This window comes from Marinifilum sp. (assembly GCF_965230805.1).
Lineage (GTDB): Bacteria > Bacteroidota > Bacteroidia > Bacteroidales > Marinifilaceae > Marinifilum.
On record NZ_OZ246019.1, the window covers coordinates 3,765,664 to 3,787,439 of the forward strand.

The 21,776-nt window shown below is 36.2% G+C and carries 18 protein-coding genes; 17 read left to right on the forward strand and 1 reads right to left on the reverse strand.

The features are described 5' to 3' along the window. Position 1: 1 nt before the first annotated feature. The 15 genes from ACO05S_RS14815 (at position 2) to ACO05S_RS14885 (ending at position 18,280) form a co-directional block, all read left to right on the forward strand. Positions 2 to 961: a hypothetical protein gene (locus ACO05S_RS14815; RefSeq protein WP_421918785.1), complete on the forward strand. Its 960-nt coding sequence runs from the start codon at positions 2 to 4 to the stop codon at positions 959 to 961. After that, positions 958 to 2,223, forward strand: a complete 1,266-nt coding sequence (locus tag ACO05S_RS14820) for an O-antigen ligase family protein (RefSeq protein ID WP_421918786.1) — start codon at positions 958 to 960, stop codon at positions 2,221 to 2,223. Before ACO05S_RS14815 ends, ACO05S_RS14820 begins: the two co-directional genes overlap by 4 nt. Positions 2,224 to 2,258: 35 nt before the next feature. Continuing rightward, on the forward strand, positions 2,259 to 3,413 hold the full coding sequence (locus ACO05S_RS14825; protein WP_421918787.1) for a GNAT family N-acetyltransferase: 1,155 nt from the start codon (positions 2,259 to 2,261) through the stop codon (positions 3,411 to 3,413). A gap of 1 nt (position 3,414) precedes the next feature. Beyond that, the gene (locus tag ACO05S_RS14830; protein ID WP_421918788.1) at positions 3,415 to 4,335 is read left to right on the forward strand and encodes a polysaccharide deacetylase family protein; all 921 of its coding nucleotides are present in this window, start codon (positions 3,415 to 3,417) and stop codon (positions 4,333 to 4,335) included. Positions 4,336 to 4,349: 14 nt separating this feature from the next. Continuing rightward, on the forward strand, positions 4,350 to 5,432 hold the full coding sequence (locus ACO05S_RS14835; protein WP_421918789.1) for a glycosyltransferase family 4 protein: 1,083 nt from the start codon (positions 4,350 to 4,352) through the stop codon (positions 5,430 to 5,432). Beyond that, positions 5,419 to 6,717, forward strand: coding sequence for a hypothetical protein (locus tag ACO05S_RS14840; protein WP_421918790.1), 1,299 nt, complete (start codon positions 5,419 to 5,421; stop codon positions 6,715 to 6,717). Before ACO05S_RS14835 ends, ACO05S_RS14840 begins: the two co-directional genes overlap by 14 nt. A gap of 185 nt (positions 6,718 to 6,902) precedes the next feature. After that, positions 6,903 to 8,165 carry a hypothetical protein gene (locus ACO05S_RS14845; protein WP_421918791.1) on the forward strand — a complete coding sequence of 421 codons (1,263 nt, stop codon included), beginning with the start codon at positions 6,903 to 6,905 and terminating at the stop codon, positions 8,163 to 8,165. 98 nt (positions 8,166 to 8,263) lie between these two features. Further along, the gene (locus ACO05S_RS14850; RefSeq protein ID WP_421918792.1) at positions 8,264 to 9,364 is read left to right on the forward strand and encodes a hypothetical protein; all 1,101 of its coding nucleotides are present in this window, start codon (positions 8,264 to 8,266) and stop codon (positions 9,362 to 9,364) included. A 296-nt stretch (positions 9,365 to 9,660) separates the two neighbouring features. Then, positions 9,661 to 10,749 carry a hypothetical protein gene (locus ACO05S_RS14855; protein ID WP_421918793.1) on the forward strand — a complete coding sequence of 363 codons (1,089 nt, stop codon included), beginning with the start codon at positions 9,661 to 9,663 and terminating at the stop codon, positions 10,747 to 10,749. Beyond that, a complete protein-coding gene (locus ACO05S_RS14860) occupies positions 10,746 to 11,936 on the forward strand; it encodes a hypothetical protein (RefSeq protein WP_421918794.1) in 1,191 nt (396 codons plus the stop codon). The genes ACO05S_RS14855 and ACO05S_RS14860 overlap by 4 nt, the downstream gene beginning before the upstream one ends. A 22-nt stretch (positions 11,937 to 11,958) precedes the next feature. Further along, entirely contained in the window at positions 11,959 to 12,705 is a 747-nt protein-coding gene (locus ACO05S_RS14865; protein WP_421918795.1) for a WecB/TagA/CpsF family glycosyltransferase, read from the forward strand. Positions 12,706 to 12,805: 100 nt separating this feature from the next. Further along, positions 12,806 to 14,209 (forward strand): sugar transferase, encoded by a 1,404-nt coding sequence (locus ACO05S_RS14870; RefSeq protein WP_421918796.1) that lies wholly within the window; start codon positions 12,806 to 12,808, stop codon positions 14,207 to 14,209. Positions 14,210 to 14,578: 369 nt separating this feature from the next. After that, a complete protein-coding gene (locus ACO05S_RS14875) occupies positions 14,579 to 15,370 on the forward strand; it encodes a polysaccharide biosynthesis/export family protein (RefSeq protein WP_421918797.1) in 792 nt (263 codons plus the stop codon). A 12-nt stretch (positions 15,371 to 15,382) separates the two neighbouring features. Then, positions 15,383 to 17,761, forward strand: coding sequence for a GumC family protein (locus ACO05S_RS14880; protein ID WP_421918798.1), 2,379 nt, complete (start codon positions 15,383 to 15,385; stop codon positions 17,759 to 17,761). A 111-nt stretch (positions 17,762 to 17,872) separates the two neighbouring features. Continuing rightward, entirely contained in the window at positions 17,873 to 18,280 is a 408-nt protein-coding gene (locus tag ACO05S_RS14885) for a BT0820 family HAD-type phosphatase (protein ID WP_421918799.1), read from the forward strand. 112 nt (positions 18,281 to 18,392) lie between these two features. On the opposite strand, the gene ACO05S_RS14890 is transcribed toward ACO05S_RS14885, so the two are convergent. Next, positions 18,393 to 19,706, reverse strand: a complete 1,314-nt coding sequence (locus ACO05S_RS14890; RefSeq protein ID WP_421918800.1) for a DEAD/DEAH box helicase — start codon at positions 19,704 to 19,706, stop codon at positions 18,393 to 18,395. 241 nt (positions 19,707 to 19,947) lie between these two features. Here ACO05S_RS14890 and ACO05S_RS14895 point away from each other — a divergent pair, with 241 nt between their 5' ends. Both ACO05S_RS14895 and ACO05S_RS14900 read left to right on the forward strand, forming a co-directional pair. Further along, positions 19,948 to 20,148 carry a hypothetical protein gene (locus ACO05S_RS14895; RefSeq protein WP_421918801.1) on the forward strand — a complete coding sequence of 67 codons (201 nt, stop codon included), beginning with the start codon at positions 19,948 to 19,950 and terminating at the stop codon, positions 20,146 to 20,148. A 78-nt stretch (positions 20,149 to 20,226) separates the two neighbouring features. Then, entirely contained in the window at positions 20,227 to 21,672 is a 1,446-nt protein-coding gene (locus tag ACO05S_RS14900) for a site-specific DNA-methyltransferase (RefSeq protein ID WP_421918802.1), read from the forward strand. Positions 21,673 to 21,776 lie beyond the last annotated feature (104 nt).

Consider the following 21,776-nt stretch of genomic DNA (forward strand, 5'->3'; position numbering starts at 1 on the left):
CATGACTAGAGTAATAGGTGGATATTTTGAGTTGGAGAATCGATTTGAATCGGAGTATTATCCGAATTTAATTCGCTTGAATACAGGCAGAAACTGCCTGGAATACATCTTGCGAACAAAAGCTTACAAAAAAATATATTTGCCTGAATATTCCTGCGATACTTTAATTGAGCCCATCCTTAAATTGGATATTGAATTTGAAAAATATCCCATTAATATGAATTTGGAACCTGAAAAAATTATCTATCCAAAACAAGACGAGGCGTTTTTAGTGATAAATTATTTTGGATTAAAGGGAAGGTATGTAAATTCTTTAACCAGTCGCGTGAACAATTTAATCATCAATAATTCTCAAGCATTTTTTGAAGCTCCAATTAAAGGTTTCGATACATTTTATTCGGCCCGCAAATTTTTTGGAGTTGCCGATGGTGCATATTTGCATACCGAAGATGCACCTGAAATGGATTTTAAACAAGAAGTTTCATGGAAAAGAAGTGAACATTTATTGCGCCGCCTGGAAAATGGGGCAAATGATGGATACAAGGCGTATAAAAGAAATGAAGAGTATTTGAGCGGAAAAGAAATAAAATTGATGTCAGACCTTTCATATCGTATTTTATCAGGCATCGACTATTCAGCAGTGAAAAGTCGCAGGAACAGAAACTTTAAATATTTACATCTAAAGCTGAAAGGGCTAAATGGCATTTCATTTAGCGATTGGGATATTGATGGGCCAATGGTTTACCCTTTTTATTTGGAAAATGATGATTTAAGAAAAGAGTTAATTCTTAAGAAAGTATACGTAGCCAGATATTGGCCAAATGTTTTGCAGAATATCGATGAAGATAAACAGGAGTATAAGCTTGCCAAATTCCTGTTCCCACTGCCTGTTGATCAAAGATATGGTTTGTTGGATATGGACAAGATTTGCAAGTTAATTACATCATTTTTGAAGCGATGAAGTACATTGAAATTGGATTTTGGTTTCTGCTATTTTTTCTGGCCTTTTATTTAAAAGGCTTTACTGTTGGCGGACAAGAAATGGTTTACTTGTGGAAACTTCCCTTGATTCTGTTTCTGATTTCAAGAGTGCTTGGGCAGGAAACCAAGTATACATTTTTAGTTCTGGGATATCTGTTTGCTATAAAAAATCTGGTGAATGTTGGATTCTTTAAGTTTCCGGTTGATTCAATCATTAATTTTATAAAATACTTAAGCATTCCGCTGTTTGTGCATTGGTTGTATTTAAACATTAAGCATGTAAAGGCATTAAAGCAATTAAGATTAATACCGGTATACATGGCAGCCTTTTTCATTCTTTGTAATGTTCCCTATTATTTTGGAGTATTCTCGGCTCCTGTAACTACCTTGCTCTGGATGGAAGATACCACCATTGATGGTTTGGTTGGCTTATTGGGAGCACCGCACTATACATCGGCTGTTTTGGCTGTTTCGAGTGTGGTTTTGGTAGATTTTATTGTAAAAAGGCGAGGCGATTTACGAATTAATTTAATTGTAATTCCAATCCTTTTTGCAGGGGTTTTTTTTCTGTTTAAAACATACGCCCGTACAGGTTGGCTAATGTTTGCAGTTGGAATTATGGTTTTGTTTCTCAGGAAAATTTCTTTTAAAGATTTAGGGAAAATTGCTATTGTTGCCGCTTTTTTACTTATAGGCTTATCAGCATTGTTTCAAACCAATGAGGGGTTTAGGCGCAGAATAATGGACGATAGAGCCGGGCAAGAAGAAAAATCGGTTTATGAAACTGTTGGATCGGGGCGTTTACAGATTGCCAAAACCTACCTTCAAAATTTCTATCACAGTAATTTTGTTACCCACCTAATTGGGATGGGAATGAAGGAATCGGGACGGCGTTACGAAAAGATAGATGGCACAGCACTTTTTGCTCACAATGGTTTTATACAAACTTTAGTAGATAACGGATTAATCGGATTTGCGATTTATATCATGTTTCTGATTAGCTTGTACAGATCGATATCGAGGGCTAAAACGAGTCATAACCAGTTGACTGTTGCGTTGTTTTTTATGTTTTTGTCGTGTCTGGCAACCCAGCAGGCCAATTACTTTTTAATTGATGCTTTTCTATCTATTTACATTGGAATTGCCTTAATCGAACACCGAATTAACAGTTTTATTGAATTTAGGCGGAAGTCGGAATCCTACGAAAGTGTAAAACAAATATATCCTGCATATCGCAGATAAAGAAAATCATACCAATTTCATGATAAGATATCAAAATGTATAGTTTCAGAATAATCACATTAGAAGATATAAAAGAGATAAACTATTTCTCAGAGTTTCCTGGAAATCAAGCCAGTTGGTTAAGCGATTGGTACAACACTTTTAACTCCAGGAACGACAACGACTTTGGAAGTCATAAAAAGCCATATATCATTGCAGCTTATCAAGGCAGTAAGTTGGTTGCCATAGTTCCATTAATGAAACTTAGCCGCACTTACTTTAAGATTTTTAAACTACAGTTTGTTGAGTTTTTAGGACAACAATGGTCGGGAATGGGCTATGATATTTTAGAAATTGGTAAACTGAAAGATTCATTTGCAAAGGAACTGGTAAGATGGATGAAAAGAAATATTTCGTATCACTTCATGTTTTTTAAGTACCTGCCCAAAACCAGCCTTCTAAGAAATAGGTTCAAATTTTACAGGTATGCAGGAGCGTTGTATTTAAAACCTTTGGCTTATAAGAGTTACGAAGATTTTACTCTAAATGTATATGCAAGAAAATTTCGTGAGGATTTACGCAGAACAGTCAGACGAATTAAAAAAGATGGATATGAAATGTCGGTTGAACAAAAATTACTTAATCAAGAGAGTTTAAAGTTGATACGGGAGATATCAGCAAGTAAAACCGAGGATGGCAAAGGCAATTTATATGAAAGCAAAGTGAAAGAAGAATTTCACATGAAAATGTATGAGAACATGCAGTCGCAGGTGATCTTTATCAAGTTTAACGGAAAAGCAGTTGCCTACGGTACGTTTATCGATTACAATGAGCAAAGAATAGGTATTGATGCTGCTTTCGATCGAAAATATAGAAAATATGGAGTAGGGATTCATTGTATTGATCAGGTGATTCGCTCTAGCTTTCGTGATGAGAAACAAAAACTCTCCTTTGGAGTTGGAATGGATACCTACAAGTTTCAGTTTACCAATTGCATCGAAGAGTTTTACATGTGTTTCGACTTCAAGTTACGACCCGCAGCTTTACTGGCCTTGCCATACTTTAAATATCGATTATTAAAAACAAATAAACAGGTGCAAGACCTGATGGATAAGTTATTGCCCAACAAGCCTGCACAAGTTCAGAAAAGCAGTGATGATAAAAAGAACATTGTATTGGCAGGAGAAAAGAAATTGCAACACTCAAGTTAATATGGATATACTAAAAAAATACATTGGAAATATAATAGGATTATTGCTCATCCTGTTATGTAGCAAATCAGCATTAAAACAATTCGATAAGCAGGTGTTATCAATTTATTTTCACAATCCATCACTGCCTCTTTTCAAAGGGATTATTCGATTTCTGATCGCAAAAGGCTTTAGCTTTATTTCTGAAGATGACTATTACAAGATCGTTGAAGGAGAGAAAGAGGTACAAGGCAGAACCGCATTTGTTTCGTTTGATGATGGATGGAAAGGGAATTTAAAATTGATTCCTGTTCTAAAGAAATACAAGATTCCTGCAAGCTTTTTTGTTCCTGTAAGATCGGTAATAACAGGTAATTTTTGGTGGGAATTTGCACCAATCGTAATCAAAGAAAATCCGGAATATACTTCGGTTGAAGAGCTCAAGAAATTGCCGAATCACGAAAGGTTGAGTTTGATTCGCGATGTATCCTCCCGGCATGTTCTTAAAAGATCTTGTATCGATCTTCTCGAATTAAAACGCTTGAGCGAGCATCCATTGTTTTCCATTGGCTCTCATACCTATCATCATCCTATAACAATAAAATGTTCGGATGCTGAATTGGATTTTGAATACTGTGAATCGAAGAAAACACTGGAAGAATGGCTGGATATAAAGATTAAATCCTTCTCTTATCCCAATGGTGATTTCAATCAAAGAGATATTGCCTTGTTAAAAGAATACGAGTACCAAATGGCTTTTACCACTGAACCCGATTTAGATAATGGAAGAATCTCGGTATACCAAATACCAAGGGTTTCGATTAACTCTAATGGTGGAACTTATGAGAATATTGCCCGCATGCTTAGAGTATGGCACAAGTTTGTGCAGCCTCTTCAGCAAAAGCCATTGTTAGGAATTATGCCAACACTAATAGGAAGTTAAAACTACATTGTAAGGTGAAAGAAGTTCTGTACATAGCACCAGGAAATCAAAACTCAAAAGGTGGCATTGGTTTGTGTGTAAACAATTACTCAAAATACATGTCTGATTTTAAAGTGTTGGTAACTCATCGCTTTTCATCCAGTCTGTTGAATACCATTTGGTTTCCGCTTTGCATTATCGAGATGTTGTTCATCCTGATAAAAGACAGAGAAATTAAGATATTGCACATTCATGGAGCTTCGAAAGGAAGCTTTTATCGCAAATATATTCTTTTTGTTATTGCAAGGTTTTTTACGAGAAAGAAAATCATTTATCACATTCATGGAGGAGGTTTTCGCGATTTTTATCTGGGCTCATCAAAGTTTGTGCAGCGAAGAATTCGTTTTGTAATTAACACAGTCGATATGGTGATTTGCTTATCGGAAAAGTGGAAGCATTTTTATTCCAGTGCCTTTAATCCGAAGCAGATTCGAATTTTAAACAACATGATTATACCGCCAGTAAATACCGAGCGGATGATTACCAACAATAAATTTAAATTGTTGTTTCTGGGATTAATTGGTGACAACAAAGGCATTTTCGATTTAATTAAGACCATTGCCAAAAATCGAAATCAATTCGAAGACCAGCTGGAATTAAAGGTGGCTGGTAATGGTGAAATTGATCGACTTAAGGCTAGCATTTCGGAATGGAATATACAGGAAATGGTTTGTTTCGAAGGTTGGGCCGACAGCCAGAAAAAAGAGGAGCTTTTCCGCTTGTCTGATGCTTTTATTTTACCGTCGTACAAGGAAGGATTGCCATTGTCTATTCTCGAAGCCATGAGTTATGGCTTACCAATTATTTCAAGTAAAGTTGGAGGAATTCCCGATTTAATTTACAAAAGTAAAAATGGAATTTTGATTGATCCGGGAAATCAACAAGCCATAAAAAACGCCATTATCAAGTTAATGAACAATAGAGCTCTATATCAAAACTACTCACTAAATTCAACCAAAGCGGTTGTTGACTTTTATCCAGACAGTGTATTAAAAACATTATTCTCAATATATCATGAGCTACAAGGGAATAAAGGATTACTTTTTGAGCAAAATTAAATTCGGAAAAGGATTTGAAAAGGAATTGAAAAGAATTAAAGAATTACACTCAATAAGCGAATCCCAATTACAAGAATTAAAACACATAGAATTTGTTAAGCAATATCGCAACGCTTTCTTGCACTCAAGCTTTTACAACGAATTGTACCGCAAACACGGATTAAACATCAACTCGGTAAAATCGCTTGATGATGTTGAAAAGCTTCCAATCATCAAAAAAGATGACATCAGGCATTGCGTTGACGATTTATTAACCACCAATCGTGTGTTTGTATACAAAGCATTTACCAGCGGAACAACAGGTTCGCCATTAAAGCTATATCGCGATTATCAATCGGTATGCAAGGAGTATTCTTACGGATATCATTTTCAGAACACTCATGGATATACTTTGGGCGATAAGGTAATCTCAATAAAAGGAGATCTTGACAAGGATGAAATTTTTAGGTTTGATAAATCCTTAAACACCATGCATTTGTCGAGTTACAATTTAAATGAAAAAAACATCTTAAAATATTACGAGTTAATTCGCGAGTTTCAGCCCAAAGTGGTGAAGGCATATCCAAGTTCTTTGCAGATATTATCAACCGAATTGTATAAAAAAGGCTTGGAGCTTCATATTCCCATTGCTTTTACTTCATCGGAGGTGCTTCACGATTGGCAACGACGAATTATTGAAAAAGTACTGCAGTCAAAACTTATCGATTGGTATGGGAATTCGGAACAAACCATCGCTTTGGGGCAGGTAAAAGACGATTTGTACGAGGATGTTCCACTTTACGGACACATCGAGGTAAAGGAAAATCATATCATTACAACAGGTTTTATCAACAAATCTTTTCCATTAATTCGTTATCAGGTAGATGACATTATCAAATTGCATTGCGGTTCGAGTTGCGTTAGGTGCAGAACATCACGAATTCTTGGGCGCGACAATCAGTATGTAATGCTAGAGAATGGGCAGCAAATAGGTTTACTCGATCATGCATTTAATTTCAATAACATCAAGAACATTTTGGCGGCTCAAATTGTACAGAAGGTACCTGGAGAAATCAATTTGAATATTATACCCGATTCTAATTTTACACACACAAACAAGGCTGAACTTCTTAAAAACCTAACACAATTGGTAACGGAAGATTGTAAAATCCATTACAATGAAATTACCGAGAAGGAGATTATTAGAACCGAAGCCGGAAAATTTAATTTAATGGTTTCCTATTTGGATACCAAGGAAAAAGATAATACAACAAAAGAGATTTTAAAGGAAATAGATAAAGCTTAAAGGATTTATAAGCGAATCTCGCCAATTGCACGAATTAGGAACATTCCCGGCAAATTATATATTGTATGTTTGGTTGTTTACTTGATTATAATCACCGGGGATGGATGAATGTGAGGTAAAGGTGAAATGTTTGATGATTCCTAATTCGTGTAATTGGTGGTATTCGTGTTTATTTTATTCAAGATATGTCGTTAATTAAAGATTTAATTACCTATAAAATAAAATTTGGTAGAGCTTTCAAACGTGAGTTAGAAAGAATAGTTGAATTGGATCAAATGTCGGAATCTGAGATTCTGCATTTAAAAAGTGAGGAGTTTGTAGCTCAATATCGAAATGCTTTTTCGAATACAGTTTTTTACAAGAATTTGTATCAAAAGCATGGTTTAGATCTGAATTCGGTTAAAGATTTATCTGACATTGGCAAATTGCCAATCATATCGAAAGCAGAGGTTCGGGCAAATGCAAGCCAGATGTTGGCAAAATCACGCATCTGTGTTTTTAAAGCCTATTCGAGCGGAACAACAGGAACACCATTACAGGTATACAGGGATTTTTCATCCACAATAAAAGAGTATGCCTATGGCCATTTCTTCCAGCAAATGCATGGTTATCAACTAGGCGACCCTGTGGTGTCGCTAAGAGGAACATTAAACAGAAATACCTTTTCGTATTTCGACAAAAGCAATAATGTTTTGTACTTGTCATCCTATCATTTGAAGTCTGATCGAATAGATGAATATTATCAGTTAATAAAAGATTTTAAACCCAAAGTGATTAAAGCCTATCCAAGCTCTATGCATATTTTATCCACCGAATTACACAAAAAAGGATTGAGCTTAAATATCCCTGTTGGTTTTACTTCATCCGAGGTGTTGCACCAGTTTCAGAAAGAAATTATAGAGAAAATATTAAATACAAAACTATACGATTGGTATGGCAATGCCGAGCAAACAGTGGCACTAGGACAGTTTCAGGATGAACTTTACCGCGAGTTTCCGCTCTATTCGCATACCGAGTTTCAGGATGATCATTTAATTACAACAAACTTTATAAATGCAGCTTTTCCTTTGATTCGCTACAGGGTTGATGATATTGTGCAGTTGGCTGATTGCAGCAACGGAATTTGCGTGATTAAAAAAATTGAAGGCAGGGATGATGATTACGTTGTGTTAGAAAATGGACAAAAAATTGGTCGACTTGATTTGGCTTTTAAACAGGTCAAAAATTTGTTAGCAGCTCAAATTGTTCAGAATGAACGCGGCATAATAGTCGTAAACCTGATTCCTGACGAAAGATTCGATAAAAAAGATTTAGAGGGTATAGAGTCGAACTTGCGCGATTTGCTTGGGAATGAATGTGGCCTTCGATTTAATACAATAGGCACCGATCAGCTGATTAAAACCTCAAAAGGAAAATTTAATCTTGTGGTTTCGAGCTTAAAGCAGTAGTATGAAATGAAGCATGATTAAAATAATTATTATACCTGCACGGTAATGACTGTTTTGATCTTGTGGCTTCCATTTGGAAATGGAAAAAAATACAATAGATGAAAATATCGAAGGAAAAAATATTGATTGTTGGAGCAGGACCTCAGGCCTTGTTTTTGGTTCGTGAGTTTAGCCGTTTAAATTACCATGTAATTGTAATTGGCAGAAAAAACGAAATTGCAATGCACTCGAAATATGCCGAGAAAAAAGTGATTTGTAGTGAAGAACAACTAGTGTTAGAACTTAATGCTTTGGCAAATATTCATCCTAAACTTAAGGCATACGTTGCCAGTGGGTTTTATCTGGCTTTTATGATGAATCATTTTCCAAGCTTTTTTCAACTTTTTAGGGTGATGCCAGAGCATAAGGCGTCAATCGATCAGCTGATGACAAAAAGCAAAACTTACAAGCTGGCAAAAAATGGTAAGGTATTGTTTCCCAACACTCATTTATTGATTGATGTAGAAATTCAGAAACTGGTGAATCAGCTCAACTACCCGCAAATTGTAAAATGGGATAGAGATATCTATTTGTTTAGTAAGCCAAGCTTTAAAACGCAATTGGTTAGGAGTGTTGCAGAAATGATTGCTCTGCTTAAAGCTCTAGGTGAACAGGAAAAGACATCGCTTATTGCTCAAGATTTTTTGGGTGCTAATTTGAAATGCAATTTTTCCTATGGCGCATATGTGCAGGAAGGGAAGGTAAAGCTGGATATCTGTGTAAACGAAGTTCGTCATTTTCGATCGGGAGTTTCGTCGGTGGTTGAGGAGTATAATGGAACTTATGCTAATGAAATTAAACGACAGTCAGAAGCAATTCTGCATCAAACACAATTTACCGGCTTTTTGGATGTTGAATTTAAGGTAAAAGAGGGAAAGATCTATTTGCTAGAGGTGAATCCACGTCCTTTTGGATTTATTAAAATCATGAAAAAGAAATATCCTGATCTGATAGCTTATGTCATGGGACATAAACAAGAGGTCAATAAAAATCCAAATCCTGTAAAGTGGATGAATGTGCTTCGCGATATAATATTGGTTTTTAAGAATCCAAGCGAGGGAATACACATGTTAAAAGTGCTTTTCGATTTTAACACACGAACTTTTGATGTTTGGGACATCAGCGATCCGCTGCCATTCTTCTACCAAATGAAGAGGTAGGATCGCCATGCCCCAACTCTAAGCAAGCTGTAAATGTCAGGGTATGACTGAAAAACAGACAACAACAATCAGATAATCATCATAGTCCAATTCCTGGCAAGCTGCAAATGTTAGGCTATGGATGATATAGAAAACAATAATAATGAATCAAAAATCCTTTTCGGAATGACCATTCCCCGTCGAATGATAACTCCTCAAACTGGAATAATCAATCTTCAGCACAGAATTGTAACACCGATATAACAATCGGAGTTTACATCTGCTACATCATATAAAACAAAAAGTAACACAATACAATGACAACGCTTTGTTTGACTCTCGACTATGAGCTATTTGGTTCGGGAAAAGGTAATGTATACAAACACATTATTGAACCTACCAACCATTTACTTGCCATTTGTGCCAAGTATGAAATGAAACTTACCATTTTTTTCGAGGTGGTAGAGTATTGGAAAATAAAGGAAACATTTGAAAATGGCGAAACGATGGGATATGATAAGAATCCTGCTGAAGCTATGGCCAAGCAAATTCGGATAGCTCACCAGTTAGGACATGATGTTCAATTGCATATCCATCCACAATGGGTTGATGCACAATATAAAAATGGAGAATGGATTTTGAATATGAAGTATTGGCGTTTACCCGAAGTTCCGGAAAATGCCACAGAGGATATTAGCATAGGATTAGGGGAACTAATTCGAAAAGGAAAAGAGGAGTTGGAATCCATTCTCCATCCCGTTAATCCGAATTATACATGCAATGTATTGCGTGCAGGTGGATATAATATCGATCCATCGGAACAATTGCTAAAGGTTTTAAAAGAAAACGGATTTGTAGCCGATAGTTCGGTTTACTATGGAGGCAAAGTCGATAGCGGCTTGTCGCAATACGATTACACCCATGTAAAAAAAGAGATTCCTTATTGGTTTGTAAATGATTCTTTGCTTGCTGCCAGCAATACTAAGACGGATTTTTTAGAGCTGCCAGTGTTTGCTAAAAACATTACACGAATTAGAAAATACGATTTGGTAAGAGTTCGATCGGCCTTAAAGAATAAAGCAAACTCTATAGAAAAGTTGAAAAACAGTAGTGCAAAAAAATCGAAGTGGGAAAGTATAAAACATTTAATGGCTAAGGAAGCAGTAACCTGGGATTTTTGCCTGTTCTCGAAATCAAAAATGAACGAATTCTTCGAGTCAGCTATCAAAATCAGCAAAGCTTCTGAAGTTTCCTTTCACCCTTTTGTTTTGGTAGGGCATCCAAAAGATTTTTATTTCACCCACGCTATCGATTATCTGTCTGAAAAAGCCAATTCAAATCGCATTAAATTTTGCACCATTAGTGAAGTAATAGCACGAATTAAAAAAACAAACTCGCAAAAATGATAGAACAAAGCCTCGAAAAACTTCGAGAATATATAGAAAGCCAAGAATACAAAGGCTGGGATCCGTATGATGGATTAAGCTCCAAACTTTTTCAATCGATTCCTTTTTTTAACAAGAGTCGATTAATGAGGTTGATATGGATACAAGCCTTTAAAAGAAATCCAATAAATTTCCGGGGTCTTGCAGGGATTAAAAAAGCTTATAATCCTAAAGGTCTTGGTTTATTTCTTAGTGGTTATTGTAAGCTTTATCACATTGATCGCACACAGGAGGTAAGATCCCGGATTCTTTTTTTGAGTAAAAAGATATTGGAATTGCAATCATCAGGATGGTCTGGAGCATGCTGGGGCTACAATTTTGATTGGCAGGCAAGAGCATTTTTTCAGCCTAAGGGAACGCCATCGGTAGTGGTAACATCCTATGTAGTGAATGCTTTATTGGATGCATGCGAAATTCTTGAAGACAAGGCATTATTGCAGACAGCAATTAGCGCAAAAGATTTTATTTTGAAGGATTTGCATCGCACCTACAATAAGGAGGGCAACTATTGCTTTTCCTATTCGCCATTAGATCAAACCAGTGTTTTTAATGCCTCTTTGTTGGGCAGTAAAACTTTGGCAAGGATTTATTCCATCACCAAAGAGGAAATTTTAGCCGAAGAGGCCAAGCGATCGGTTCAGTTTAGTGTAAACCATCAAAATGAAGATGGATCGTGGGCATATGGAACCCTTCCTTATCATCAATGGGTTGATAATTTTCATACAGGATTTAATTTGGAAGCTATGGCTGATTACCAAAAGTATACTGGCGATGATACTTTTAATGATGCAATACAAAAAGGATTAGAATATTACCTGAACAATTTCTTTACAGATGAAGGAATCCCAAAATATTACAACAATACGGTTTACCCGATAGATATACATTGTCCGGCACAACTGCCCATTACACTTGGTAAATTAGGAGCATTTCAGCAGAATCAGGAAGTGGTGGAAAGAGTGCTTTGTTGGACCATATCAAACCTGCAAAGCAGTGAAGGGTTTTTCTATTTCCGATCGGGCAAAAAAATCAAAAACAAAATACCTTACATCCGTTGGGCACAAGCCTGGATGTTTTTGGCATTATCTACTTACAAATCAGAAACAATTCGGCTGAGAAAAAAAATCAAAGCTTCGGCTGTTATTTAAAACAAGCAAAAAATCCAGTGACATGAGAAAACGAATTACTATTATGAATTCGCCGGTTGATGTGTTAAGCATGAGCGAAACCATTGATTTAATCGATGATTCCATTTGCGAGAAAAAACCCATACAACACATTGTTGTTAATGCTGCCAAGCTCGTAAACATGCAAAAAGACCAGGAATTGTATCAATCGGTTGTAAAGAGCGATATTATCAATGCTGATGGAATGGCAGTGGTATGGGCAGCCGGATTATTAGGAAAGCCACTACCCGAGAGAGTTGCCGGAGTTGATTTAATGCAGAAGCTGGTGATTCTGGCCTCAGAAAAAAATTATAGAATATTCTTTTTTGGAGGCAGAGAAGAGGTGGTTTCGGAAGTTGTTAGAAAATACAAATCGGTATTTGGCGATGATATCATTGCAGGTTACCGAAACGGATACTTTAATAAAGGGGAGGAGTCAGGAATTGCTGATCAAATTGCCGAATCGCATGCTGATATTTTATTTGTAGCCATTAGTTCTCCTACCAAAGAGATTTTTTTGAATACCTATAAAGATCGGTTGAAGGTTCCATTTATTATGGGCGTTGGCGGATCATTCGACGTAGTTGCGGGTAAAGTAAAACGAGCACCCAAATGGATGCAAAACTCAGGATTGGAATGGTTTTACCGATTCCTTCAGGAACCTGGCAGAATGTGGAAGCGATACCTGGTAACCAATTCGAAGTTTATTTACTACGTACTAAAGGAGAGGATACAAACGATGTTTCGGTAATACCATCTTCCTTGGCTCCATTTCAGATCAGGATTCAAGGGAGTAAGCAATATAAACAAGCAGAATCAAATTCACTTAAAAACCTTAAATAAAACCAACCATGATTAAAGGAAGAGAAAAAACCTTGGCAAGGATAAGCACCGTTATACAGGTGGCCTTATCTGTAGGCTGTTTCTGGTTTGTTGCCTGGGCAATAAACAAATTTATGCGGCCTGTTGATATTACTGCGCAGGATACCAATATTATTTATCTAATGATAATGGCGATATGGTATACTCTGATTAAGGAATTCAATCTCGACAAAGTGTTAAGAGTAAAGACCTACTCCGAACTTTTTGCCGAATATTTTGCAATGGTATTTATAAGCTCAGGCCTGTTGCATTTGGGAAGCCTGTTCTTAACTGATACGGTTCCGTTCCTGATTCTGGCACTTTTTGCCTGTTTAAATTTGATTTTGTTGTTCTGTTACAGAATGACGACTTATAACATTTTTAAATACATCAGAGGAAAAGGCTACAATACTCGTAATGTATTGATTGTTGCTGATGATGAATCATACCTGCGTTTTATCGACCGGATGTTGTTCGTTAGCGACTGGGGATACAGAGTATGGGCCATCATGTCGGATGGAAAAAACATCAAAAACAAGTATGCATCGCAAGTGAAAATAGTAAATGAGCAATTTCAGTTGAACGAAATCATCGATGCCAATGTGGTGGATGAGGTTATTTACTGCAAAGGAAAGTTCAACAACGATGAGGTACGAGCTTTAATTTATGCCTGTTCCGAAGTAGGAGTAACCTTCAGGGTACATTCTGAGCTCTTGAGCGTGGTAAGTATGCGTTCTCATTTAACATACTTTAAAGAACTTCCCTTTCTTACTTTTTCGAATAATACCAAGAATTATTTTGCCTTAAAAGTGAAGGAGATACTTGACTTTGTATTCTCTTTTCTAATTATTCTATTGATTTCGCCTGTGTTGCTTGGGATCGCCATTGCAATTAAAATTGAGGATGGCGGATCGATTTTCTTTAAGCAAGAACGCGTAGGGCTAAACGGACGACTTTTTAAATGTTTAAAGTTTAGAACAATGGTTGAAAATGCCGAAGCATTGCGCGAAAAGCTTGAAAAAATGAACGAACAATCGGGACCTGTTTTCAAAATGAAGAATGATCCAAGAGTAACTCGTATAGGCCGTTTTCTTCGTAAAACTTCGCTTGACGAATTGCCACAGTTCTTTAATGTACTCAAAGGAGAAATGTCTATTGTAGGTCCGCGACCGCCAATACCTTCCGAAGTGAAGCAGTACCAGCGATGGCAAAGGCGCAGATTAAGTATGAAACCAGGTATTACTTGTATCTGGCAAGTGTCTGGTCGAAACAATATTCCCTTCGATGAATGGATGAAACTAGACATGGTGTATATAGATACCTGGTCCTTAAAATTAGACTTCATGTTATTCCTAAGCACCATTAAAGTGGTAATCACCGGTGATGGACAATAATCAATAACCATCCCATCCGTCATGCTCTGACTCTAAGCAAGCTGCAAATGTCAGGGTATGACTTTAAGCATCTGTCATATTTTGACTTTATACAAGTTGTAAATGTCAGGTTATGATTAAAAACAAAGTTATCAGTAAGCACAGAGAATTATTAATACCTCCTGTAACTTATTCATAATTCTCGCTGCACCATATGTAAGAAGTAATTTCTTGCAGTTATGAAAACGAGCATGATTAAATAATTACTACACCTACGCGGTAATGATTGTTTTGATCTTGTGGCTTACATCTGACAAATGAAAAATTATAAACAGATGAATCCCTCATGTTTCGATTCATAAATTATAAATCACTTAAAAAACCAAGACCATGAATAGAAAAATGATTATCCTAATGAGCCTTGTTATAGTAATGGGGTTGATTTCCTGTCGATCAAATGAAGATCTGATATACATGCAGGATGTTGAAGCAGAAGTGTTGACACCTGATTTTGTGACCAAAGTGCCTGAGTATATTATCAAAACAAACGACAATTTGTTTGTGAGCATTAAATCTACAAACCCAGAAATTAATAAGTTGTATAATCCTGCTCAAGCAGTAGGAGGGCAGCAGGGAGCTTTGAATCTTTACAGCCAACTTCCCGATCAGTATTTAAATGGTTACCAAGTTGATTCGAATGGTAATATTTCCTTGCCAAACCTTGGCAAGGTGGGAGTGGCAGGATTAAGTCAGAACGAAGCACAAGCTAAAGTGCAACAGCGCGCCGACGAATACTTGAAAGATGCAAGTGTTACGGTAAAGCTTTTAAACTTTAGAGTATCGGTAATGGGAGAAGTAACAACTCCCGGAGTTTACTATAATTACAGCAGCCGTTTTAGCATTTTAGAAGCATTAAGTATGGCAAACGGTATTACCGATCATGCCAGAATCAACAGAGTTTTGGTGATTCGTACCAACGATAAAGAGAGTAAGACTTACAGAATTGATTTGTCGAATAAGAACTTTTTAAAATCCGAAGCATTCTTCCTTCAACCCAATGATGTTGTATATGTTGAACCTCATAAAATTAAAAACACCGAAATGAATTCAAGTGTGTACAGCCTTTTGCTCTCAACAGTTTCAACAGCTGTACTCATTACAAGTTTAATTATTTCCAATTAAGATAGAACTGTTATGAAATACGTTGATGAAGTGATGGATTACTTTGATAGCAAAGATGGTCCTGACGTTAAAGATTTCCTCTATCGGATTTTATCAAAGTGGAAAATTTTTTTAATCTGTGGAGGTTTGGGAATTTGCATTGCTTATTTCGTAAGCAAATATTCTGCTCCGGTATATATGATGAGAAGTACCCTGTTGGTGCATGTTGATCCTAATGAAACAAATGCAAAACAAATGTTCGAAGGCAATCAACTTCGCGATAAAGCCAATATTCAAAACCATGTTGAAATATTAAAATCTTTTACGATTAACCGAAAAGCGATGGAGGGCTTGGCCTGGCATCAATCCTGGTATAAAAAGAACTTTTTTGCAGATAAGGGATTGTATCGAAAAGAACCCTTTGAGCTGATACAACATGAAGGTACAAATCTTACAAACCTGCCGGTATTCATCAAGCAGATGGATAAGTATTCTTACAAAATAAAAGTAGATGGCGAGACCGAGTACAATGGGGAAAAAGTGAAGGTGAAATTCGAAAAAGAGGGGTTGTTTACTCAACCTTTTAAAAACAAATACTTCAACTTTACGATAAATACCATAGGCGATAAAGTAGATAAGGAAGACAAATATTATTTTGTAATTAATGATCTGGATAAACTTACGCTTGAGTACATGGAGAGTATGGTAATTTCGGTTGCCGAAAAAAAAGCGGAGTTAATCCACTTGCGAATTGATGATACAGAACCCGCTCGTGGTGTTGATTTTTTAAATGAGTTGAATTGGGAATATTTGCAATTTAGGCTGATTGAGAAAAACAAAAAGTCGGAGAATACGGTTCGATTTATCGATTCACGATTGGAAGGTATTGTGGATTCCTTGCAATTGGCAGGTACCAGTTTTACCAATTTCAGATCAAGAAACCGAATTGTTGATTTAGGACAAGAGGCTGGTGTTGTTGTAGCCAAAAAGCAAGAGCTGGAAAGTAAACTTTCACAGGCTCAGATTTTATTGGAATACTACAATAAACTACTTACAAATTTGGGTGATGCCAATCAGATGAAACAGGTGGTTGCTCCTTCTGTTGCCGGAATCACCAATCCAACACTTGATGCATTGGTTACAAAACTTACCGATCTTTACGGCAAAAGAGAGGTGCTCTCCTATAGCGTGCAAGCCAAGAATCCAAGCTTGCTAGTTCTAAACAGAGAGATTGATGTGATTCGAGAAAGTTTGGAAGGAAATTTAAAATCGCTGGTATCCAATTCACAAATCGAAGTTACCAGTTTAAATGAAAGAATGACCAAGGTTCGTGATCAGTTGTCGCGTATGCCTAAAAACGAACAGAAGTTTATTAACATGAAACGTAATTTTGACTTGAACAATGAGTTGTATACGTTTCTACTAAAGAAAAGAGCAGAGGCAGCCATAGCCAAGGCTTCCAATGTTTCCGATGCGCAGATTATCGATCCTGCCAGATTGGCTACAATAATTAAAATCAAACCAAAACTTGCCATTAATTTACTAATAGGCTTGATTTTAGGTTTGGGCTTGCCATTTTTGGTGATCATTCTAAAAGAGTTTTTTAACGATAACATTCAGAGTAAGGAAGAGCTCGTTAAGAAAACCAGATTGCCAATACTGGGTACCATAGCGCATAACAGATATTCAAATAGTTTGCCTGTTTTTCATCAACCTCGATCTTCAATTTCTGAGTCATTCAGATCTCTTCGAACCAATTTGAATTACGTATTGCCCGATAATCAAACAAACATTATAGGAATTCATTCAACCATTCCATCTGAAGGAAAATCATTTACTGCGGTTAATTTGGCTAGCATTGTTGCCATGAATAACAAAAAGGTTTTGTTGATTGGCGCTGATATGAGAAAACCAAAGATTGAGAGTATGTTCAATTTAGAGAACAAGGTTGGGTTAAGCACATATTTAATTCGATACAACAAATGGCAAGAGGTGGTGCAAAATACGAATATCAAGAATTTGTATTGCGTTACATCCGGACCTGTTCCTCCAAATCCAGCCGAATTGCTCGAGAATGGTAGGTTAGAAATGTTTTTGAATGCAGTGAAAGGGAAGTTCGATTACGTGTTTATCGACAATGCACCAATTTCTATGGTAACAGATGGATTTATTACCGGGAAGCTAGCCGATGCTAATTTATTCATATTACGACAAGGATTTAGCCACAAAGAGCAAATTAACTATGTGAACCAAATTGCTGAGCGAAATTCTTTAAGTAATGTTTCTCTGGTATTAAATGATGTTACCTCAAATGGAATTTATGGTAGTTATTCAAATGGAGAGGGTTATTATTATGAGGAACCTTCGTCTGGAATTGTTCGAAGGCTTTGGGAAAAAGTTAGCAACAATTGATAAAATGAGGTTCGAATATTTTTCGAACCTTTTTTCTTTTCATTAAGTATCGAAAGCTTGGAATAATTATATAATTTTAATGCTGCTAAATTTCAAATTAATTTAAGATTTATGATTATTGCAGTTGATTTTGACGGAACTATTGTTCAACATAAATATCCTCAGATTGGTGGCGAGATACCTTTTGCCATTCAAAGCTTATTAGAATTGCAGAAAGAAGGGCATCAACTTATTTTATGGACATATCGTACAGGCGAACTGTTAGATGAGGCTGTTGATTTTTGTGAAAACAAAGGATTGGAGTTTTATGCTGTAAATAAGAATTATCCCGAAGAAGAATTTGATGAAAGTATCAGTAGAAAAATATATGCCGATTTATACATCGACGACAGGAACATAGGAGGATTACCCGATTGGGGTCAAATATATAATATGATTTCTGAAAAAGGCAATTATCCTCCCGAAAGAAAATCTAAAAGTTCATTTTCAAGATTTCTGGATAATCTATTCGGGGAATAAAATAAAGAAGACAAATGGTCGACAGGTGAAATAATTATTGAGCTTTAACTGCTTTCGGCTATTTTATGAAGTAAGGCTGAATACCTAAATCTTTAACGAATTGTACTCAAAACTATCTTGATAATAGAAGTTTCAATTTCTTTTTCTTGATTCTTTCGTGATTAAGCTTGTTTACCAATTTTTTACCCAATCCTCTTTTAACAGCCACAAAAGAGGTGTGATCCAATACATCAATTTTTCCCAGTTCATCTTTTTGCAGATTTCCTTTCTTGAAAAAAAATCCAACCAAATCAATTTTATTGATTTTTTCCTTCTTTCCCAAACCTATATACAGGGTTTCCCAATCGGGAGGATTAGGGATCTGTACCTCTTTATGGATAGAAAAAACAGGAATGTCTTCAGAAATAAACCCTGGAACTATCTCTTCTTGCGCAAGAACAATAAAGGAATTCCCTTTCGCATGCATTCTGGCAGTTCGGCCATTTCTGTGAACAAACGAGTCTTCAACTTTTGGCAGTTGATAATGAATAACATTTTGAATTTCGGGTATATCAAGCCCACGAGATGCCAGGTCCGTGGTAATCAGTAAATAATTGCTTCCATTTCTGAATTTAATTAATGCACGTTCTCTATCCGCTTGTTCCAAACCTCCATGAAAAATATCACAACGGATATCTTGTTCTTTTAGCAAATCAGCGATACGCTCTACTGCATCTCTGTGATTACAGAATACCAAGCAAGGCTGATTACCAAGTGTAGAAATCAATCTGAGCAACGCATCTAGCTTGTCCTTTTCATTGGCAATTACCTTTCTTTGAGTAAGAGCAATTGATTTTTGCTTTGGCAGGAAGTTGATTTCCATTGGAGAATTCATTTTGGCAAATTCAGGAATTTCAATTCCATGTGTTGCCGATGTTAACACCTTTTTTACTCCCTTTGGCAGGGATTTAATTACCTCTGACATTTCCTTCTGAAAGCCCAATTCAAGAGCTTTATCAAATTCATCCAGAACAAGAAACTTAATGTCGGAGCAATCAAAGTTTTCTCTTCGGATATGATCGGAAATTCGTCCCGGCGTGCCGATTAAAACAGATGGCGGGTTTTGCAAATTGTTCTTTTCAATTCGCATCGAATGACCGCCATAGCAGCAATTCACCTTATATGAGGTTCCCATTGCTTTAAACACCGATTCAATTTGAAGAGATAACTCTCGGGCTGGCGATAGAACAAGAGCCTGAACACCGTTCTGTTCTGCATCTAACTCTTCTAGTAAGGGCAAAAGAAAAGCTAGTGTTTTACCAGAACCAGTCGGCGATAAAAGAATCAAATCATTAGACTTCTTCCATGATTTGGCACAAACATTTTGCATCTCATTTAATTCCAGAATGCCAAGTTTCGTTAATATATCTTCAGTTTTTATTTGCATGCCGCAAAGTTAACAACAATTGGCAGTTATTAATTATCTGTAAACCGTTATCAGTAAAAAGCTATTTTGGCCTAAATTGATCACCGCTGTTCTACTTTGCTTGTAATACATGTAATAATGGTATTGCCATTTATAAACAAATCGGTGTAACAATTTAATGAGTTTAAATTAACCTAAGTGAAATGCTTTCTAAAAATGCCTTTCTTACTTTAGCGTCAACAAAAATCCACAAATCAAAATCATGAAAGCAAGTAAAGAAGGAATGTACAGAATCGAAGTCATCAACCTGGCTGGAGATATTGTTTATCTTAGCATCGATTCATTAAATAGATTCAATGAAGAAGCATTGCCAGGCAATTTGCCGCAAGATGCATACACTGTTCGTATTTCGGGTAATGATGATTATTTATATGAAAAGTTATTAGTGGCCGAGGAGTGTTAAGATTCCCTCCGAATCAGATTTTCTCAAAAGCAATAAATGTGTTAGGTTTGTGATGTTTATTTATTGCAGACCATACACATGACCCGAAAATTATCACTTTTAAATTTCTATAAAAAGCATAAGCACTTCCGTGAGTTGAAAGAACTTTTGCCTCATGTTTTCGAGGGTGATTTATTGGATATTCAAAAGTTGAAGGAGTTTGTGGGCGATTCTAATTTTATCGATCAATTAAATTACGAACTTTCATGGTTCGATAAAAAGCAGGCTCTTGAGGCAAGCCAAAAGGATTGTGAGGCGGAGTTGAAATTTGTTGAGGATAAATCGATTTTACCCAATCAATCAGATAATCTTTTTATAGAAGGAGATAATCTTGATGCTCTAAAATTGTTGAGGAAGAATTATCAGGAGAAGATTAAATTCATCTATGTAGATCCTCCATACAATACAGGAAAGAACTTTGCTTATAGCGATAATTTCCATTTGGCATCAGATGATTACCTTGAGTATTTAAATTATTCGAGCATAGGTAGAGTTAATCAGTTCAAACAACATCGAATAAAAAGTGGAGAAATTCATACTCAATGGCTGAATATGATTTTTCCTCGCTTAATTTTGTGCAAAGATCTTTTAACTGCGGATGGAGTAGTTCTAATTTCAATTAATGAATTGGAGAAAGCCAACTTGCAATTGATTTGCAACGAAGTGTACGGAGAAGAAAATTTTGTGGGTTGCTTTGTTTGGGAGAACAGAAGTATCACAAATGATTCTTTGCATTTATTTTCATCTGTTCACGAATACATTCTGATTTATGCACGGAATAAATCGAAGGTAGTTTGTAAGGGAGAAGAAAAGGATTTCTCTAATTATTCTAATCCTGATGATGATGCTAATGGCAATTGGATTCCGGATAATCCAACCGCAGCAAGTGGAAATAAGAAATCTCGCTTTCCAATTATCAATCCATTTACAAATGAGAAGTACTTGCCGCCTAATGGAAGATATTGGGCATTCTCGGAAAGCAGAGTCGAAGAGTGGACTAAATCCGGGAAATTAGTTTTTCCAAAAGAAAAAGGGAAGCGCTTTATTCTAAAAAAATATAAAAGCGAATTGAAAAGTGAAAGAAAACCAATTTCGTCTATTATTTCGGATATACCAGGCATGAAAGGAACCAAAGAGTTAAAGGTCTTGTATCCCGAGGGAATTCCTTTTAAACACCCCAAACCAACCGACCTGTTAATAAAGTTATTCGATCAGTTTACAGGAAATGAAGATATTGTTTTGGATATTTTTGCAGGCTCGGCTTCTACTGCTCATGCCATATTTAAAATGAACAAAGCTAGCAGTTCAAACAGAAGCTTCATTTGTGTGCAAAACAATGAAGAACTCTCAGTCAAATCTACTGCCTATCAATTGGGCTATTCGTCAATAAGTGATATTGCTATTGATAGAATTAAGAGAGCAGGAAAACAGAAGTCTGGCAATAATTGTGGTGTTAATTATTTTAAAATTGAATCTTTGAAGTAATTATTGCTTGTGTTTGTAGTGTTTTGCCATAATTACAGCTACTTGTTGGAGCCTTGTTGAATTCATCCAGCTTTATTTACTTAATGAATACCAAGGAACTTGAA

Coding starts and splice junctions, on each gene's coding strand:
- ACO05S_RS14815 (WP_421918785.1), top strand. CDS start 2: ATGACTAGAGTAATAGGTGGATATTTTGAGTTGGAGAATCGATTTGAA.
- ACO05S_RS14820 (WP_421918786.1), top strand. CDS start 958: ATGAAGTACATTGAAATTGGATTTTGGTTTCTGCTATTTTTTCTGGCC.
- ACO05S_RS14825 (WP_421918787.1), top strand. CDS start 2,259: ATGTATAGTTTCAGAATAATCACATTAGAAGATATAAAAGAGATAAAC.
- ACO05S_RS14830 (WP_421918788.1), top strand. CDS start 3,415: ATGGATATACTAAAAAAATACATTGGAAATATAATAGGATTATTGCTC.
- ACO05S_RS14845 (WP_421918791.1), top strand. CDS start 6,903: ATGTCGTTAATTAAAGATTTAATTACCTATAAAATAAAATTTGGTAGA.
- ACO05S_RS14850 (WP_421918792.1), top strand. CDS start 8,264: ATGAAAATATCGAAGGAAAAAATATTGATTGTTGGAGCAGGACCTCAG.
- ACO05S_RS14855 (WP_421918793.1), top strand. CDS start 9,661: ATGACAACGCTTTGTTTGACTCTCGACTATGAGCTATTTGGTTCGGGA.
- ACO05S_RS14860 (WP_421918794.1), top strand. CDS start 10,746: ATGATAGAACAAAGCCTCGAAAAACTTCGAGAATATATAGAAAGCCAA.
- ACO05S_RS14865 (WP_421918795.1), top strand. CDS start 11,959: ATGAGAAAACGAATTACTATTATGAATTCGCCGGTTGATGTGTTAAGC.
- ACO05S_RS14870 (WP_421918796.1), top strand. CDS start 12,806: ATGATTAAAGGAAGAGAAAAAACCTTGGCAAGGATAAGCACCGTTATA.
- ACO05S_RS14875 (WP_421918797.1), top strand. CDS start 14,579: ATGAATAGAAAAATGATTATCCTAATGAGCCTTGTTATAGTAATGGGG.
- ACO05S_RS14880 (WP_421918798.1), top strand. CDS start 15,383: ATGAAATACGTTGATGAAGTGATGGATTACTTTGATAGCAAAGATGGT.
- ACO05S_RS14885 (WP_421918799.1), top strand. CDS start 17,873: ATGATTATTGCAGTTGATTTTGACGGAACTATTGTTCAACATAAATAT.
- ACO05S_RS14890 (WP_421918800.1), bottom strand. CDS start 19,706: ATGCAAATAAAAACTGAAGATATATTAACGAAACTTGGCATTCTGGAA.
- ACO05S_RS14895 (WP_421918801.1), top strand. CDS start 19,948: ATGAAAGCAAGTAAAGAAGGAATGTACAGAATCGAAGTCATCAACCTG.
- ACO05S_RS14900 (WP_421918802.1), top strand. CDS start 20,227: ATGACCCGAAAATTATCACTTTTAAATTTCTATAAAAAGCATAAGCAC.